Source organism: Serratia sp. GW822-FHT06D09 (assembly GCF_058799515.1).
In genome coordinates this window covers 243,436-258,482 of the sequence record NZ_JBXALO010000007.1, presented here as the reverse complement: position 1 = coordinate 258,482, position 15,047 = coordinate 243,436, and the positions used below count along the sequence as shown (strand labels likewise).

Genomic DNA, 15,047 nt, shown 5'->3' with positions numbered 1-15,047 from the left:
CGTATTAATCCTCTCGGGCAAAAAGTGCCTCAATAAAATCGTCAGCCTTAAACGGCCGCAAATCTTCGATGCCTTCCCCAACGCCGATATAGCGAATCGGGATACCGAACTGATCGGCAATGGCGAAGATCACCCCGCCCTTGGCGGTACCGTCCAGTTTAGTCAGTGTGATACCGGTTAAGCCCACGGCTTCATTAAATAATTTCGCCTGGCTGACAGCATTCTGTCCGGTGCTGGCATCAAGAGTCAGCATAACCTCATGGGGGGCCTGGTCGTCCAGTTTTTTCATGACGCGGACGATCTTCTTCAGCTCTTCCATCAGGTGCGCTTTGTTCTGCAAACGCCCTGCCGTATCGGCCAGCAGCACGTCGATGCCGCGGGCCTTGGCGGCCTGGACCGCATCGTAAATCACCGAGGCGGAATCCGCGCCGGTATGCTGCGCCACCACCGGAATACGGTTGCGTTCGCCCCACACCTGCAGTTGCTCTACCGCCGCGGCACGGAAGGTGTCCCCCGCCGCCAGCATCACCGATTTGCCTTCCGCCTGGAACTGGCGAGCCAGCTTACCGATGGTGGTGGTTTTACCCACGCCGTTCACCCCAACCATCAGAATGACATACGGGTTTTTACCGCCAACATCCAGCGGCTGATCAACTTTAGCCAGAATTTCGGACATTTCCTCCTTCAGCTTGCCGTATAACGCATCGGCGTCTTTCAACTGCTTGCGGCTGGCATGCTGAGTCAGAGAGGTAATGATTTTACGCGTGGTTTCCACGCCGACGTCGGCAATCAGCAGCTGTTCTTCCAGCTCTTCAAACAGTTCGTCGTCAATTTTCTTGCCGCGGAACAAGCCGACAAAACCGGAGCCCAAATTTTGCTTGGTTTTCACCAGGCTACGTTTCAGCCGGGCAAAGAAGCCTTCTTTGGTCGGACGTTCCTGCTCCTGAGTGACCGCAGGGGCCAGCAGCTCGGATTCTTTTTCTTCTTCTTCTTCGATAATGGCCGGCGCGACAATAATCGGTTCCAGCGCCACGCTGGCAGACACTGGCTCTGGCTCTGGCTCTGGCTCTGGCTCTGGCTCTGGCTCTGGCTCTGGCTCTGGCACGATAGTAGGTTCAGGCTCAATTACTTCCAGTTCGGGCACCATCACCGGTTCCGGTTCAACCACTTCCGGTTCTGGCGCAATAATCGGCTCTGGCGTAACCACTTCGGGTTCTGATACCGCGGTCGTTTCTGGCTTAGGCTCGATGACAAGTTCGGGTTCAGGCTGAACCACGGCCACAGGCACGGCAATCTCTTCCGCTGCCGGCTGTTGCTGTTCTGCCGCCACCTGTTCAGTAAGGGTGACCATCTCTTCCGCCAGCTTTTCTGCCGGGGCAGTGTGTTCGACGATGGCCGGCACGCTTTCTGCAATATGCTCGCCGGTCAGACTGCCGTCCCACTCCCCAGGCGTCTCTACGGAAGCGGCAGGTTCAGATTCCTGCGCGGGGAGCTGGTCATCCAGCTTGGGAGCGACCGGTTCAGCCGGGGTCTCCACGGCCTGATTTTCCGCCGCTTCTACCGGCGTCTCAGGTTGCTGTTGCTCTTCTTCCTTCTGGCCGAAGCCCAGCCAGGAGAAAAACCCGCGTTTCTTATCTTTTGCCATGTTATGACTCTACTCCGTACCGAAGGCTTGCTTATGCTGACAATAATTCGCCGAGTCTATCACTTTCCCTCGTTCAGCAACACGCATCCGGCATGCTTTCCACTGTGAAATCAGGCAACAAAGTTTTACCGTTTCCCCCAGCGCCTCTCACCGGTAGAATAGAGGCAACTTATCGCCAACTCATTCGGCCTCACCGCCAGAAAACAATCAAAGCAAACCTATGACAAGACTATCGCCACGGGCATCGGCAAAAAAACCGCCTCAGGCTGCGGCCGGGCAGATCCGCATTATCGGTGGCCAATGGCGCGGGCGAAAACTGCCGGTACCCAACAGCCCCGGGCTGCGTCCGACCACCGATCGCGTTCGGGAAACCCTGTTCAACTGGCTGGCGCCGGTGATCCAGGGGGCACGCTGCCTGGACTGTTTCGCCGGTAGCGGCGCACTCGGTCTGGAGGCGTTGTCGCGCTATGCCAGCAGCGTCACGCTGTTGGAATTCGAACGCCCAGTGGCGCAGCAACTGGAAAAAAATCTGGCCCTGCTGCAGGGCAATGGCAAGGTGGTCAATACCAATGCGCTAAGCTGGCTGGCGACCCCCGCTCAGCCGTTTGACGTGGTGTTTCTCGATCCGCCTTTTCGCAAAGGCTTGCTGGCTGAAACCGTCACGCTGCTGGAGCAGCAGGGCTGGCTGGCCGATGAGGCCTGGATCTATGTAGAGGCCGAAGCCGAAAGCGCCGCCGCTGATGTCCCGGCCAACTGGCAATTACACCGTGAAAAAGTCGCCGGTCAGGTGGCTTATCGTCTTTATATCCGTTCGCAAGAGAAAACCGAAAATGCTGATTAATCTGGGTCGCCTGCTGATGCTGTGCGTGTGGGGCTTTCTGCTCTCCAACCTGTTTCACCCCTTTCCCAAGCCGCTGAAATATTTCATCGACGTGGCGCTGTTCTTTATGGTGGTGATGCACGGGCTGCAGCTGGTTCTTTTGAAGTCCACGCAACCGAAAGATCAGCCGATAAGCTACTGGCAAGAAGCCAAGATCTTCATCTTTGGCGTCTTCGAACTGCTGGCCTGGCAGAAAAAACAGCCGCCAATCAAAAGAAAATAACCCCACATGGGCACCGGGTCCGGTGCCCTACGGCTGGGCAATAAATGAGACGAAGCGCGTGCCCTGCATGCTCAACGTGCCCTGTGCGCCTTTTTCAATCGGATTATACTGCCACGGCTTCAACCGCAGCCGGATCTCCTCGCCACCGCGCTGCGGGCTAAACACCACCTCATAATGCATCGGCTCATTGACCAGCGGCTCACGCTGCGGTGCCCGGGTCTTGGCGACCGGAAACTCACGTTTATCACTCACCGTGACCTGCAAACTGCGTACCGGCGCACGGTCGTTATCCGCTTCAATACGGCGCTGATTGAAATAGCGGTGCGTCGCCAATACGGCGATCAACGCGATCACAGCGATAAAAAACAGCGGTGGCTTACTCATCTTACTTCCCATCTCCACGCGGTGAAATCAGCGTAAACATAGCACACCTCCTGAAATGGCATCGCAGTTGCCCCGCCTACCGGCGTTCACTCCTCACTACGCAGCTTATCATCGGCATTAGATTGAGTTACGCCGAGTACCCCCCCAAGGGGGCGTGGGGAATGTTGATGCCCGCATAGCGCAGAATGTCCAGCAGGCGGTTTTCCCCCTGATGATGAAACAGTCGCCGATCGCTACTGGCACCCAGCTTGTGCAAGGCCTGGACCTTGTGTGAGCTGATGGTTTTTTCACTGCGGCCCAAGCGCCGCGCCAGCTGCTTTTGCGGTTCGCCATGCGCCAGTGCACTGATAACCAAAAGCTCTTTTTGCGTCAGGTGACAGCAGACGCACATCTGAGTCCGCCGATATTCGGCCAAAAAATGCTGATGCCCAAGCCGATGGCGCAGCACCAGCAGCGAATTCAACTCGGCCGGCCCCAGCTTTTTTTGCAGGCAAACCGGCGGTTTCAGCCTGGAAGACAGGCCCGATAAGAAAGGGCCATAACCGTCGCTCCACATCAGCCAGGTCACATGAGAGAGCCTCTTGCAAAACTCCCTGCGAAAGACAAAGTAGTTATCCAGGCTTTCACCCTGACCGTGAGTGTCTGACAGCAACAGGTCAAATGGCTGTTTCTGCACCAGACCCTGCAAATCCGACAGCCGGTCAGTGACCCCGCAAACTTCAAACTGAGCCGGAAGCGAGGCAAGCACCGACAACACCCCGAGCCGAAACCAGGGATCCGGCTCCATAACCATCACTTTTAGACGCATTATTGTTTCTCCTTAAACAGGGAGCCTTAGTGGCCACCGTACGATAATCCACTTCAGCCATTCCACCCTGTGGCAAAAACAGCTGGTCCAACAGGTACCTGCCAACCTGCTGATGCAACAGACTACAGAAGTGATACAGCTCGCAACGCTGGCGGCGGTTCAACGAAGCACTGGCATCTGTGGCTGGGCCGATCCCCCATTGAGCAAACCGGTCATTCAGCGCGTGGAGATAACGTCCGGAGTGACGCGCGGGCGATGTATCGAGCGCGCTCGCATCATGGCGACACTGCGCCACTATCTGCGGCAATGCGTTCTTCCGGCAGTTGCCAATAAAAGAAGTCGGCGAGCGGCCCACCCACGTGCTCGCCTCAGCCGGAGAGGAAAACAATACGCCTCCCAACAACGCCGCCGCCATCCCAACGGCGAGCGTATAGCCCTGAGGGGGTAAGCACCCGTTGATAAATTGTTTCAACAGTCGGCCAGGCCATCGCCCACCGGCCATTAAAGACCGGCAAATTTCAACGCGCACCAAATGACCCCCCACCAAAAAATGCCACAAACCAGCAACATCGCCAGCCAGGTGTAGCGACGGATACGTTTATCCCTGGCTGACGACCACATCCGGGCTCCTCCTGGCTGGGCATAGCCGAGATCCATGCAGCAACGCATGGAGTTGTTGATCGCAGCACACACCCAGTTTGCGCATCGCGCTGCGCTTATGGGCGCTCAGGGTCTTCGTCGTGAATCCGCCCGTCGGCGTAGTGAGATGTTCCAGTGCACCACAGACAAAATGACTGAGAACCTGCAGCTCGGGCCAGCTGAGCACAATATTTGCCGGCATCCGGGGAAACGAGTCGCTGTTCATAAAGGCAAGGTGGCTCATTGCCTGGCGTTTCTGCAGCAAATCATGCAGCAGATGTGGCTGCAGATCATGCGGCAGGCACAGCGGCCCTTCATGGGGAGCCAACGGGCTGAGGGTGGTTAGCAACGGCGTAAGGGGTTCGCTGTACAGCAGCCAGGTTGTATCGATGTTGAAGCGCAGATAGTGGGAATAGAACAGGAAAAAGTCGCGTAGCCTGTCGCGATGCCCGGAGAGGCCGGTGAGGATGACATCCGCTCCGCCTTGCGACAACGTCTGTCGCAGAGTCAAAAGATCGTCGACCACGGTTAACGATGCGATTGCCTGGCGGGCCAGTTCGAGTACCCGCAGGGTGCCTTCGCGCATCAACCCCGGTGCCATCATCACGACCACGCGCAAACGCGGTGGAAGGGAGGTTGCAGACATAAGTTAGTCCTCTGCAGTGGATTCAGGGTTGCTGGCTATCGGCCTGATAGCGTTGACGTACCAGCAATTGGGTGGCCGGGTGCGAACAATGCCGCTGGCGTAACTGGGCATAGCGCCGTTCATTTTCAGCCAACCAAGGGGTCTCACTGACGCAACGCCACAACTCGGCGGCCTTGCGCAAAGCGCACAACCAGTCTTCTACGCCGTAAGCTATACCGCGAAGTTGCATGATGCGCCGCTCCAAACTGGCGGCTTTGATGGCAACGGCACGGGCGGCCTTGCGGGTGAGTATCGTGGGTGCGGCCATCGCGGTTATTTCCTGCTGCATGGTGGTTTTTACTCCTCCTGTCAGATCACCTGCCGCCATTTATTTGCAAAGAAAATAGATGCGTAAAAAAATGGAAACAGGCTATTTTCTCTCCAGTAAGATCCTCATACGGCATCGGGCCGGAGAGGCTATATGGAGCCAAAATAATGAAAACTCGAAAACACCTCACTCTCGGTGAAATAAATGACATCCTGCTTGCCACGCACATTGGAAAACATCCGGAGCGTGACCGTTGTTTAATACAGATGTGTTTTATCCACGGGCTGCGCGCCAGCGAAGCCTGTCAGTTAAAAATATCTGATATCGATCTGCGCGATAACGTGATTTATATCCGCCGCCTGAAGAACGGTTTTTCGACCGTGCATCCCCTGGCGCCAGATGAACTGCCGCACTTGTTGTGCTGGCTGAATTTGCGTAACAAGTGGCGCGATGCTGACAGCGAGTGGTTATTCCTGTCGCAAAAAGGCGGCCAACTGACGCGTAAACACGTGCATTACTTGATTAAACGCTACGGCGAGGCCGCCAATATTACGGTGGCATCGCACCCACATATGCTGCGACATGCCTGTGGCTATGCGCTGGCGGATTCGGGCGTCGACACCCGTTTGATTCAGGATTATCTGGGTCACCGGAATATTCGACATACGGTGATATATACCGCCAGTAATCCCAATCGCTTTATTGGATTATGGCAAAAAAAGTGAGGTGAAAAATAGGTCATTTTGGACCAAAGTGTTACATATCTTAGTTTTGTACGATTTCAAGTCAATAAGAATACCCCCCACTTTCACGCAACAATTTTATTTCCTTCAATATCAACAACCCACTAAACAAAATAAAAAAGGCTCACCGAAGCGAACCTTTGTTAAATAAATTAACGCAATTAAACAGCGAAGCAACGTCATTTTGTTTTCAGATACATACACTGACAAATCCGTCAGCACTCCACGAAAACTAAAACATTAGCCCGCGGGGATACCTAAAAACAGATTAATTATCTGAATGTCACAATTTGGTCCAAAATGTCGCATTTTCAGCACGATAAAAAACAAATACATCACACTGAAATAAAAGGAGAAAATAAAAAAACAACTTTAATTGATATACCAAAATGAAATTCTGCATCTTTGCACCGGTCCCCTTTAAAACAGCAAAGGTAGAAATACTGGTGGATACATGCTCGTGAAGAAAATACGCAATAGTGGCGACAGATTCACTCTTGTTTTTTTCAAGTCACCCAACACGGGTTTCAGCATTAATCGAAAGCACCGGGCACAAGACAATTTATCCATGGCAAAGCCACACCAACAACTATTGATTGTACAAGGAGACAGGGGGTTTTATGAAGCTTCAGCATGACGAGAATATCACCCTGCCGGATACGGTAGCGCACCTGGCCGAACAGCCGTTATGTCGCATTGTGGCCACCTGGGGGTTGCTGCAAAACCACTATCTGAATCGCCAACGCATCATGCAGGCCTTTAACGTACCGCGCCGTAAAGCGGGTTACATTCTGCGCTATATCGTACACAGCCCTTGCATCACCTGCGATCAACACGTTTATACCCATCCGCGATCGCACCGCCAGGAACTGCGGGTCTGGATCCGCACGGTAAGCCAACCTGTGCCATTACGAACAAAGAGTACCAGGGTTCGCAATGAAGACAGGCAAAGCGTCTGGGCACAACTGCTTCAGCGGCCGTGGAGCGAACTGCATCTGTAATAACCGGCCCTTTTCGCTCCCCCTCATTGGAGAGGTTGCCTATAGACAACTTTTTCCCACCGGGGCCAAGCCGTAATGACATGAACAGCGTTGCGTCTAACCGGCCCCGACTTTTTCAAACCAAGGGGGAATGACCCTGTCTTGACCAAAAGAACCTTGTATCACCTGGAGCGGCTTGTCTGGAACCTGATGCTTACCCTCAGTGCACTGCTCTGGTGTCTTTTTGCGCTGCTGCTCTACTGGTTTTTTTAACCCCGGCACAATTTTTTCATTTGATTGCAGGAGAGATGATATGCGTTTGACCGTTAACAATCGTACCGGCTATTTCCCCGCTCCCAAGGAGCTGGACCTGCTTCGTAATATTGCCACGGCGGACAGTCTGCCCAGCATTGTTCTCAAACTGCAGCCCGCCGCCGAAAGCGCCGTGCGGCTAGAGCCCCTGCCCCATACCGGTGGTGTCAACTGGCTACCGCTGCTGTGGCAACTGGTGGTGCTGAAGTCTTGCCGGCATGACCTGAAACTGAGTCTGCAAGCACCGTTTTCCACCCCCGCCTGGCACCGTCTGTTAGGCGTGCTGAACATCTCTCCCGGTCTGGCCACCAAACAGCCACAGAGCCTGCCACTTTTGACGCTAACAGAGAGTCGGGTGTTGCTGACATTGCTTGGCGGCATGCACCCCTGGCAGCTGGCTGCCCGCATGAACCGAGATATCCGCACCATTTCCAGCCATAAAAAACGGGCCATGGACAAAGCCGGTTTGCAACATAACGGCGAACTCTATGCGCTGGGGGCGCTGCTTTACGGCCCACAGCATGCAACCGCGCAGATTGCCTTACCGGCAGCGGAACAGCAAGTGTTGGCCGCCCTGCTGCGCAACGGCAGCGTCACGGCGACCGCGCAGTTGCTGGGGAAAAGCGTCAAAACGGTGAGTGGCCAAAAACACAATCTTATGCGCCGGCTTAATGTGCCCCATGAGGTGGCACTGTTTGCCGCCGCCGAGCACTACCATGCCGGGCCCCAAAAAAACTGCCTCGTCCACTCTGAATAGGCCTTAAACATTAAATCAATGGCCAATAGGAAAAAAGCCATCGCTTAATTATCACGCTGTGACCATTTCGCGCGAATTAAGCCCTGGCCGAAAGTTAAAATTCAATTCTTTTGAATCGTTGGGCATTGCTGGCGGTATAGAGTACCGTATGCTGAATATTCCGGTGGCCGAGATAGTCTTGTATCAACCGGGTATCCATACCTTTATTTGCCAGGCTATAACCGCAGGCGTGACGCAACATGTGGGGATGGGCAGGTAATTCGAGACAGGCCGCTTTACCGTAATCGCGGATCAGTCGGTAGATTTGCTGGCGCGATAGCCGGCCGCCCTTGCGCGACAAAAACAACCAGGGCTGGCCGGCATGCGGGCTGTCTTTACGGTCATCCAGCCAGCGTTTAAGCATCAGGGTCTCATCCGGTTGTAATGGGTGCTGAACCGACAGACCATTTTTCAGTCGCGAAATAAAAACCCGCCGCTCGGCGAGTTCTATATTGTCCAGCGTCATACGGCTTAACTCGCTGGCCCGCAAACCGTGAACAAAGCACATGGTGATCATACAGCTGTCCCTGACCGAGTTTAGTCCTCCCTTTATATTTTTTATCATTTTTTTTATTTCTGATTCATTCAGATATTTTCTTATTTCCAATTGCATAACTCCCCAGAAACATCATGTATCAAGCAGGACCGATGGCGGGTTTAAAAAACAGCCAAAAATGCAAATACAGTTACCAAACGTGCTAAATAGTAATGAGACTCTAAGATTAATCCTTAGCTATTATTGTCACGCGCAGCATTAATTACTAATTAATTAGCATTCGCATCGGGCAGTTATTGTTCTTAGAAAATGATTCACGGCGGTCGAGCAGCCATTGTCAGTAAATTTTCCCGAGAAAAACCACGGCTCCCTTTCTTACTCTGCAAATAAGTTACAGTTCATCAGCAAGAAAGCATTGTCGATCGCAGAGGCGCTGCCTACACTGCAAACAGAAGTGACGCTGGTGACAATTTGGAGCCGGAAGCTACGGTTCCCATAATGAATAAGGAAGACATAATGAGTTGGCCGTTCCTTGCCGTATTCTTTTCCGGTTGGCTGTTCGTCGATGCCTCCTACCGTGGGCCTCGCTGGCAGCGCTGGGTGTTTAAGCCCATCACCCTGCTGCTGTTGTTATTGCTCGCCTGGCAAGCCCCGATACTGGGCCCTGCCGGCTATCTGATCGTCCTCGGCCTGCTGGCAACCTTAATCGCCGACACCCTGCTGCTGCTGCCGCGCGAACGCGTGCTTTACGCCATCGGTGCCTTTTTCCTGTCGCACTTGCTGTATACCCTGAGCTTCGCCAGTCAGATGACCTTCAGCCTGTTTTGGCCGCTGCCGTTGGCGCTGCTGATTATCGGCGTGCTGTTACTGGCAACAATTTGGACGCGACTGGAAGAAATGCGTTGGCCGATCGCCACTTATGTAGCGATGACGCTGCTGATGGTATGGCTGGCGGGTGAGCAGTACTTTATGCGCAGCACCGATTTTGGTTTCTCGCTGCTGGCGGGCACTTCACTGCTGCTGCTGGCCAACGTGGTGTGGCTGGTTAACCGCTATCGCTGGACCTTCCGCGCTGCGGATGCGCTGGTGGCCTTCTGCTATTTCTCCGGCCATTTCCTGATCGTACGTTCGCTGTATCTGTAAGGCTGCTCAGGGCGGGTTCGACTGCCGAACCCGCTGTTGTTATACCAGCGCTTTCAGCGTCAGTCCGTCATCCGCGCCAAGCTGGTTGCGGTAAATATCGCCATCGCGCGAGAAGAACGCCAGCGTACTGCCATCCGCCCGCAGCAAAGCTATGCCGTCCGGTGCCGGGCGCCAACCGACCACCTCGGCGGTTAACACCTTTTCCAAACAGTGCTGCCGATCAACCAATGAGTAGCCGTTGATTTCACTCTGTTCACCGGCCAAAAACTCAATCTGACATTGTTGTTCGGCATTGGCGACCTGCCATTGCCCCGCCAATGATTGCGCGCTGGGAAGAACCAAACTGCTGGCCATAACTGCTCCCGTTACCATCATACCGCCTGCCACTAAGGCGGCGTGCGCTAAGCTGCCCTTCATATCGTCTCCTGTATAACGCCCGGCCAACCGGCGCCGGGCGTTAGCACCTGCACTGTTAAACGATAAAGTCAGTGGCGACGTCAACCTGGCCGACGATCTTCACCAGGAAGTCCGGGGCCTGATGGCCGCCGATATTCAGGGCCAGATCGCTGACGTTATTCGACGCATTGTAAGACAGTAAGGCTTCGCCCGCTGCGCCACTGAAATGATCGACGAAGTGGATCTGATCGCCACCCTGCGCGCCCTGATTGAAGAATGACAGGTCGATTTTATCGATGCCTTTCTGGAAATCCTTGATCCAGTCGGAGGCACCCGGCGCAGAATCGCTGACCGCAGAGAAGACAAAGGTGTCTTTGCCCGCACCGCCCCACAGCTCATCAGCCCCACCACCGCCGAATAGCACGTCGTTGCCCGCGCCACCTTTCAGCACGTTGTTGGCCGCATTGCCGACGATCACGTCATTGCCTGAACCGCCAATCGCGTTCTCGATGGTCACACCTGCGGCAATGGACACGTTGCCTTTCAGCCCACCCACGTCGGAGAAAGATTTCTCGTTCAGATTAATACGCTGGTTAGCGGTGTAACCGGAGAAATCGAAGGTGTCATTGCCGCCCGCATCCCAGGCCGCAAAAATCACTTTTTGCGAATTGCTGGTGGTACTGAGGAAGTCACGGCCGGTATTTGAGTTGAAGCCATACACGGTATCGCCGGTACGGGTGGTCTGGTTGGCACCATACAGATGCTGAATAGCGGAAATGTCATCCAGCAGTGGCGCCGCAGCGTAGTGCCCGCCGTTGTCGCCACCGGTGTTGGTTTCGCTCCAGTAACTCATCAGGCTGAACTCACGAGTATCTTCGGCGTAGCTGGCGTCTCTGTAGGTCGGGTTGCCTTCACCGGCGTTGTAATCGCCCGGATGGCTCAAGCCCAACGCATGGCCAATTTCGTGGGTAAAGGTCTGGCGGCCGTAGTCTTCGCTGGCCGGATGTTTCACGTTGGACTGGTTGACGTTGTACCAAGTCTGCCCGCCCAGGTTTTGGCCCTGATAAATGGTGTTCGGCAGGAAGGCGTAAGCCTGGGTATCGTAGTCATAATGGCCGGGACGATCCTGGCTGTAGTTACCGAAGGTGATATTGGCCTTCTGGCCGGCACCAACTTCGGTAAAGGTGATATTGGCCACGTCAGACCAGGACTGCAGCGACAACTTAGCCTGCTGCTGCTGTTCCGCGCTGAATTTGCTCAGTCCGGTATCGCCGGCGACGTTGGTGGAAGAGAATTTATAATCCGGGAAAGAGAACGTTAATTTAACCGGTTGGCCAAAAACTTTATAACCGTTCCAGGTTTGGTTCTCGCGGGTAATAAACAGCCCGGCTTGTTCGGTAGAAAATGAGTCCTTGCCATTAACCTGAATCCCGTTGCCTCGCTCATGATAATGCAGCAAATCATCTACTGCATTGTAAGCGGAGCTCGCAGCCGCAAGGCTGGATTCAGTAATTTCAATTGCCTTTTTAGTAGATTGCATTGGTTCGATTCCACTCATTAGCTGATTGTTTTCAATCAGACAGATAGACATAACCTGCCAGGAAGCCACGGAGAACGAACCGTACGCTTACGGGAAGGAGTTTATGCGCCGTTGCCGGCAGTGTGTTAGAGAGAATTAATGCATATATATCAGCAAATAAGATTACCACCATAAATGGTAATCGATTCCAATTATAGGCAGCGGTATAAAACTGCACATAAAATAATCAGCCATTTATTATCGTTTCGAAGGCGATTTATGCTGGTTTTTTACGTTCTTTACAATATTAATGAAACTTAAATGCCATGAGTTGGTAACAAACTCCAACAAAAATGCGGCCTGCAGAGCCAAGCGAATCGTGCTGGGATTTAGACGGCTAAAAGTTAAATTTTGCTAAAGCGTTATAGATTAATAACTCTTTATTATTAGCCGCCGGTACTTTTTAGTTCTCGCAGGAATAACATTTTCTTTTTTTGACTAATCACCTCGGGTCTTTCGCGCTCGTCGCCCCCTGATAAACGACATGGGAAAAAAGAAATACCCCAATTCTCCCTCCGGTGCGCCATTAGCAATAATTCTCATCCGTCGCTTGACTCTGGAGTGGACTCCAGGGTGTAGAGTTGGTTTCAAGAAGCTCATTAACTGCCCTGAGGGGGGACGTTATGCATAACCATGAAAATCACAATCATCAGGAACATAACCATGCCGAAGGTGGCTGCGGGTGCAATCACAGCCACAGCAAAACCCAGCACGGTTGCAGCAGTGAAAAACAAAACGCTGTCAACCCTGGCGAACACACTCATGCTCACGATCATGGCGCCAGCTGTTGCAGCGCTGACGATCATGGCGATCCGGACGAGGAAAGTGACAGGCTCGCTGCCGCCCCTCTCTCCGGTAGCGAGCGCTACAGTTGGAAAGTCACGGGTATGGACTGCCCCAGCTGCGCTAAAAAGATTGAAAATGCCGTTACTGCCATCCCGGGTGTCGTAAATGCACGGGTGTTATTCGCCACCGAAAAGCTGGTGGTAGACGGCCAGTCGAACCTTAGCCTGCGCATCCAGGACGCAGTGCAACAAGCCGGGTTTACCCTGCTCGGCACCCAGGCAAACCAAGCCGAGCCGCCTAAACCTTCACGCCTGGGGGAATTCGGCCCGTTGCTGCTGCTCACCGCGCTGATGATCGTCAGTTGGGCACTCAGCATGGTCAATCCAGAGCTGAGCCGCATCGCCTTTATCGCCACCACGCTGGTGGGGTTGGCACCGGTCGCCACCAAGGCGATACGTCTGATCCGCTCCGGCACGCCGTTTGCCATCGAAACGCTGATGAGCGTGGCAGCCATCGGCGCGCTGTTTATCGGCGCTACCGCCGAAGCGGCCATGGTGCTGTTGCTGTTTATGGTCGGCGAAATGCTCGAATCCTACGCCGCCAACCGCGCCCGTCGTGGCGTGAAAGCGTTGATGGAGCTGGTTCCTGAAGATGCCCTGCTGCTGCAGGGTACCGAGCGTAGACGCGTGCCGGTCTCCAGCTTGCGTCCCGGCGATGTGATTGAAATTGCCCCTGGCGGTCGCCTTCCGGCCGATGCCGAACTGCTCAACCCGTTCGCCAGCTTCGACGAAAGCGCCCTGACCGGCGAGTCGGTCCCGGTCGAACGTCAGCAAGGTCAGAAAGTGGCGGCGGGCAGTTTGTCGGTCGATCAGGCCGCGCAGATGAAGGTGATTTCCGAGCCGGGTAAAAACGCCATCGACCGTATACTGCAGCTGATTGAGGAAGCCGAAGAACGCCGTGCGCCGATCGAGCGTTTCCTTGACCGTTTCAGCCGTTACTACACCCCGGCCATTATGCTGCTGGCCATCGCGGTAATTCTGGTGCCACCGTTGATGTATGCTCAACCCTGGGATGTCTGGATTTATCGCGGCCTGACCCTGTTGCTGATCGGCTGTCCTTGTGCACTGGTGATTTCCACTCCGGCAGCCATTACCTCCGGACTGGCGGCGGCAACCCGTCGCGGCGCGTTGATTAAAGGTGGCGCGGCGCTGGAACAGCTCGGCCAGGTGCAAACCATCGCCTTCGATAAAACCGGTACCCTGACGGAAGGCAAACCGACGGTGACGGATGTGCTGCCGCTCAACGGCATCAGCGAACAGTCACTGTTGATCCTTGCCGCGGCGGTAGAAGCCGGCTCCCATCACCCGTTGGCGCAGGCCATTATCAATCGCGCCGAACAATATGGTGCTCCTTTGCCGCCGGCACAGAACCGTCGTGCGTTGGCCGGCGTCGGTGTGGAAGGCATTGTCGACGGTAAAACCGTGCTGATCAGTACACCGGCCAAACTGGCTGCAGGCTTGCTCAATCAGCAAGGTGCTAACCAGGTGGAACGGTTGGAAAATGCCGGTAAAACGGCAGTAGTGGTACTGGAAGATGGCGTGCCGATCGGCCTGCTGGCCCTGCGCGATACGCTGCGCAGCGATGCCAAGCAGGCGATTGCCGAACTGAATGCGTTGGGGATCAACGGCGTAATGTTAACCGGCGACAACCCTCGAGCGGCCGCAGCGATTGCCGCCGAGCTGGGGCTGGACTACCGTGCCGGTTTGCTGCCGGAAGATAAAGTGAGGGCGGTAACAGAGCTGAGCGAGCTGCGGCCAACGGCGATGATCGGCGACGGCATCAACGATGCGCCGGCAATGAAAGCCTCCAGCATCGGTATTGCCATGGGCAGTGGCACCGACGTGGCGCTGGAAACCGCCGACGCGGCGCTGACGCACAATCGGCTGCTGGGCGTGGCGGAGATGATCCGCATCTCGCGCGCTACACACGCCAATATCCGCCAGAACATCACCATTGCGTTGGGGCTGAAAGGGATATTCCTGATCACCACCCTGATGGGCCTGACCGGGCTGTGGCTGGCAGTGCTGGCGGACTCTGGCGCTACCGCGCTGGTCACCGCCAACGCCCTACGCTTGCTGAAGAAACGTCAGTAATAAGAACCACATATCAGGATGCCAGCAATGGCATCCTGATTCACTTAGCTGAAAAATAACACCGGCAAGTCGCACGTAATAACCATAAAACCAGCATGCCTTTCTATATTCTTCCGCCACCTATTCCTGAA

Annotated in this window: 15 protein-coding genes; 7 read left to right on the top strand and 8 right to left on the bottom strand. The window is 54.6% G+C overall.

From position 1 onward, the window contains the following. Nucleotides 1–4: 4 nt before the first annotated feature. Nucleotides 5–1,645: a signal recognition particle-docking protein FtsY gene (ftsY, locus tag AC1RKG_RS18090; protein WP_493183550.1), complete on the bottom strand. Its 1,641-nt coding sequence runs from the start codon at nucleotides 1,643–1,645 to the stop codon at nucleotides 5–7. Between the two features lie 220 nt (nucleotides 1,646–1,865). On the opposite strand from ftsY, the gene rsmD reads away from it, so the two are divergent. Both rsmD and AC1RKG_RS18080 read left to right on the top strand, forming a co-directional pair. Continuing rightward, nucleotides 1,866–2,486, top strand: coding sequence for a 16S rRNA (guanine(966)-N(2))-methyltransferase (gene rsmD, locus AC1RKG_RS18085; RefSeq protein WP_308529893.1), 621 nt, complete (start codon nucleotides 1,866–1,868; stop codon nucleotides 2,484–2,486). Further along, nucleotides 2,476–2,748, top strand: coding sequence for a DUF1145 family protein (locus AC1RKG_RS18080; RefSeq protein WP_006317223.1), 273 nt, complete (start codon nucleotides 2,476–2,478; stop codon nucleotides 2,746–2,748). Before rsmD ends, AC1RKG_RS18080 begins: the two co-directional genes overlap by 11 nt. Nucleotides 2,749–2,775: 27 nt before the next feature. Here AC1RKG_RS18080 and AC1RKG_RS18075 read toward each other — a convergent pair whose 3' ends face one another. From AC1RKG_RS18075 to AC1RKG_RS18060, 4 genes are all read right to left on the bottom strand, one after another. Beyond that, nucleotides 2,776–3,132: a DUF2500 domain-containing protein gene (locus AC1RKG_RS18075; RefSeq protein ID WP_261110188.1), complete on the bottom strand. Its 357-nt coding sequence runs from the start codon at nucleotides 3,130–3,132 to the stop codon at nucleotides 2,776–2,778. A 127-nt stretch (nucleotides 3,133–3,259) separates the two neighbouring features. Beyond that, on the bottom strand, nucleotides 3,260–3,940 hold the full coding sequence (locus AC1RKG_RS18070) for a helix-turn-helix transcriptional regulator (RefSeq protein ID WP_130016609.1): 681 nt from the start codon (nucleotides 3,938–3,940) through the stop codon (nucleotides 3,260–3,262). A gap of 598 nt (nucleotides 3,941–4,538) precedes the next feature. Beyond that, nucleotides 4,539–5,225 (bottom strand): hypothetical protein, encoded by a 687-nt coding sequence (locus AC1RKG_RS18065; RefSeq protein WP_122076547.1) that lies wholly within the window; start codon nucleotides 5,223–5,225, stop codon nucleotides 4,539–4,541. A gap of 22 nt (nucleotides 5,226–5,247) precedes the next feature. Further along, the gene (locus AC1RKG_RS18060; RefSeq protein ID WP_122076544.1) at nucleotides 5,248–5,553 is read right to left on the bottom strand and encodes a hypothetical protein; all 306 of its coding nucleotides are present in this window, start codon (nucleotides 5,551–5,553) and stop codon (nucleotides 5,248–5,250) included. Between the two features lie 146 nt (nucleotides 5,554–5,699). Here AC1RKG_RS18060 and AC1RKG_RS18055 point away from each other — a divergent pair, with 146 nt between their 5' ends. The 3 genes from AC1RKG_RS18055 to AC1RKG_RS18045 all read left to right on the top strand — a co-directional run bounded on the left by AC1RKG_RS18055 (nucleotide 5,700) and on the right by AC1RKG_RS18045 (nucleotide 8,324). Continuing rightward, nucleotides 5,700–6,257 carry a tyrosine-type DNA invertase gene (locus AC1RKG_RS18055; protein ID WP_122076541.1) on the top strand — a complete coding sequence of 186 codons (558 nt, stop codon included), beginning with the start codon at nucleotides 5,700–5,702 and terminating at the stop codon, nucleotides 6,255–6,257. A gap of 638 nt (nucleotides 6,258–6,895) precedes the next feature. Beyond that, complete coding sequence (locus tag AC1RKG_RS18050; protein WP_122076538.1) at nucleotides 6,896–7,276, top strand: CaiF/GrlA family transcriptional regulator; 381 nt, start codon at nucleotides 6,896–6,898, stop codon at nucleotides 7,274–7,276. Nucleotides 7,277–7,568: 292 nt separating this feature from the next. Continuing rightward, the gene (locus AC1RKG_RS18045; protein WP_493183549.1) at nucleotides 7,569–8,324 is read left to right on the top strand and encodes a hypothetical protein; all 756 of its coding nucleotides are present in this window, start codon (nucleotides 7,569–7,571) and stop codon (nucleotides 8,322–8,324) included. 94 nt (nucleotides 8,325–8,418) lie between these two features. Here AC1RKG_RS18045 and AC1RKG_RS18040 read toward each other — a convergent pair whose 3' ends face one another. Then, complete coding sequence (locus AC1RKG_RS18040) at nucleotides 8,419–8,976, bottom strand: tyrosine-type DNA invertase (RefSeq protein ID WP_369982314.1); 558 nt, start codon at nucleotides 8,974–8,976, stop codon at nucleotides 8,419–8,421. Between the two features lie 399 nt (nucleotides 8,977–9,375). On the opposite strand from AC1RKG_RS18040, the gene AC1RKG_RS18035 reads away from it, so the two are divergent. Further along, a complete protein-coding gene (locus AC1RKG_RS18035; protein WP_493183548.1) occupies nucleotides 9,376–10,002 on the top strand; it encodes a lysoplasmalogenase in 627 nt (208 codons plus the stop codon). 39 nt (nucleotides 10,003–10,041) lie between these two features. Here AC1RKG_RS18035 and AC1RKG_RS18030 read toward each other — a convergent pair whose 3' ends face one another. Both AC1RKG_RS18030 and AC1RKG_RS18025 read right to left on the bottom strand, forming a co-directional pair. Further along, on the bottom strand, nucleotides 10,042–10,419 hold the full coding sequence (locus AC1RKG_RS18030) for an AprI/Inh family metalloprotease inhibitor (RefSeq protein WP_020824799.1): 378 nt from the start codon (nucleotides 10,417–10,419) through the stop codon (nucleotides 10,042–10,044). A gap of 55 nt (nucleotides 10,420–10,474) precedes the next feature. Further along, complete coding sequence (locus AC1RKG_RS18025; RefSeq protein WP_020824798.1) at nucleotides 10,475–11,938, bottom strand: serralysin family metalloprotease; 1,464 nt, start codon at nucleotides 11,936–11,938, stop codon at nucleotides 10,475–10,477. Between the two features lie 662 nt (nucleotides 11,939–12,600). Between AC1RKG_RS18025 and AC1RKG_RS18020 the strand changes: the two genes are divergently transcribed. Beyond that, entirely contained in the window at nucleotides 12,601–14,916 is a 2,316-nt protein-coding gene (locus AC1RKG_RS18020; protein WP_262034159.1) for a zinc/cadmium/mercury/lead-transporting ATPase, read from the top strand. Nucleotides 14,917–15,047: the final 131 nt, after the last annotated feature.

Coding starts and splice junctions, on each gene's coding strand:
- ftsY (WP_493183550.1), bottom strand. CDS start 1,645: ATGGCAAAAGATAAGAAACGCGGGTTTTTCTCCTGGCTGGGCTTCGGC.
- rsmD (WP_308529893.1), top strand. CDS start 1,866: ATGACAAGACTATCGCCACGGGCATCGGCAAAAAAACCGCCTCAGGCT.
- AC1RKG_RS18080 (WP_006317223.1), top strand. CDS start 2,476: ATGCTGATTAATCTGGGTCGCCTGCTGATGCTGTGCGTGTGGGGCTTT.
- AC1RKG_RS18075 (WP_261110188.1), bottom strand. CDS start 3,132: ATGAGTAAGCCACCGCTGTTTTTTATCGCTGTGATCGCGTTGATCGCC.
- AC1RKG_RS18070 (WP_130016609.1), bottom strand. CDS start 3,940: ATGCGTCTAAAAGTGATGGTTATGGAGCCGGATCCCTGGTTTCGGCTC.
- AC1RKG_RS18065 (WP_122076547.1), bottom strand. CDS start 5,225: ATGTCTGCAACCTCCCTTCCACCGCGTTTGCGCGTGGTCGTGATGATG.
- AC1RKG_RS18060 (WP_122076544.1), bottom strand. CDS start 5,553: ATGCAGCAGGAAATAACCGCGATGGCCGCACCCACGATACTCACCCGC.
- AC1RKG_RS18055 (WP_122076541.1), top strand. CDS start 5,700: ATGAAAACTCGAAAACACCTCACTCTCGGTGAAATAAATGACATCCTG.
- AC1RKG_RS18050 (WP_122076538.1), top strand. CDS start 6,896: ATGAAGCTTCAGCATGACGAGAATATCACCCTGCCGGATACGGTAGCG.
- AC1RKG_RS18045 (WP_493183549.1), top strand. CDS start 7,569: ATGCGTTTGACCGTTAACAATCGTACCGGCTATTTCCCCGCTCCCAAG.
- AC1RKG_RS18040 (WP_369982314.1), bottom strand. CDS start 8,976: ATGCAATTGGAAATAAGAAAATATCTGAATGAATCAGAAATAAAAAAA.
- AC1RKG_RS18035 (WP_493183548.1), top strand. CDS start 9,376: ATGAGTTGGCCGTTCCTTGCCGTATTCTTTTCCGGTTGGCTGTTCGTC.
- AC1RKG_RS18030 (WP_020824799.1), bottom strand. CDS start 10,419: ATGAAGGGCAGCTTAGCGCACGCCGCCTTAGTGGCAGGCGGTATGATG.
- AC1RKG_RS18025 (WP_020824798.1), bottom strand. CDS start 11,938: ATGCAATCTACTAAAAAGGCAATTGAAATTACTGAATCCAGCCTTGCG.
- AC1RKG_RS18020 (WP_262034159.1), top strand. CDS start 12,601: ATGCATAACCATGAAAATCACAATCATCAGGAACATAACCATGCCGAA.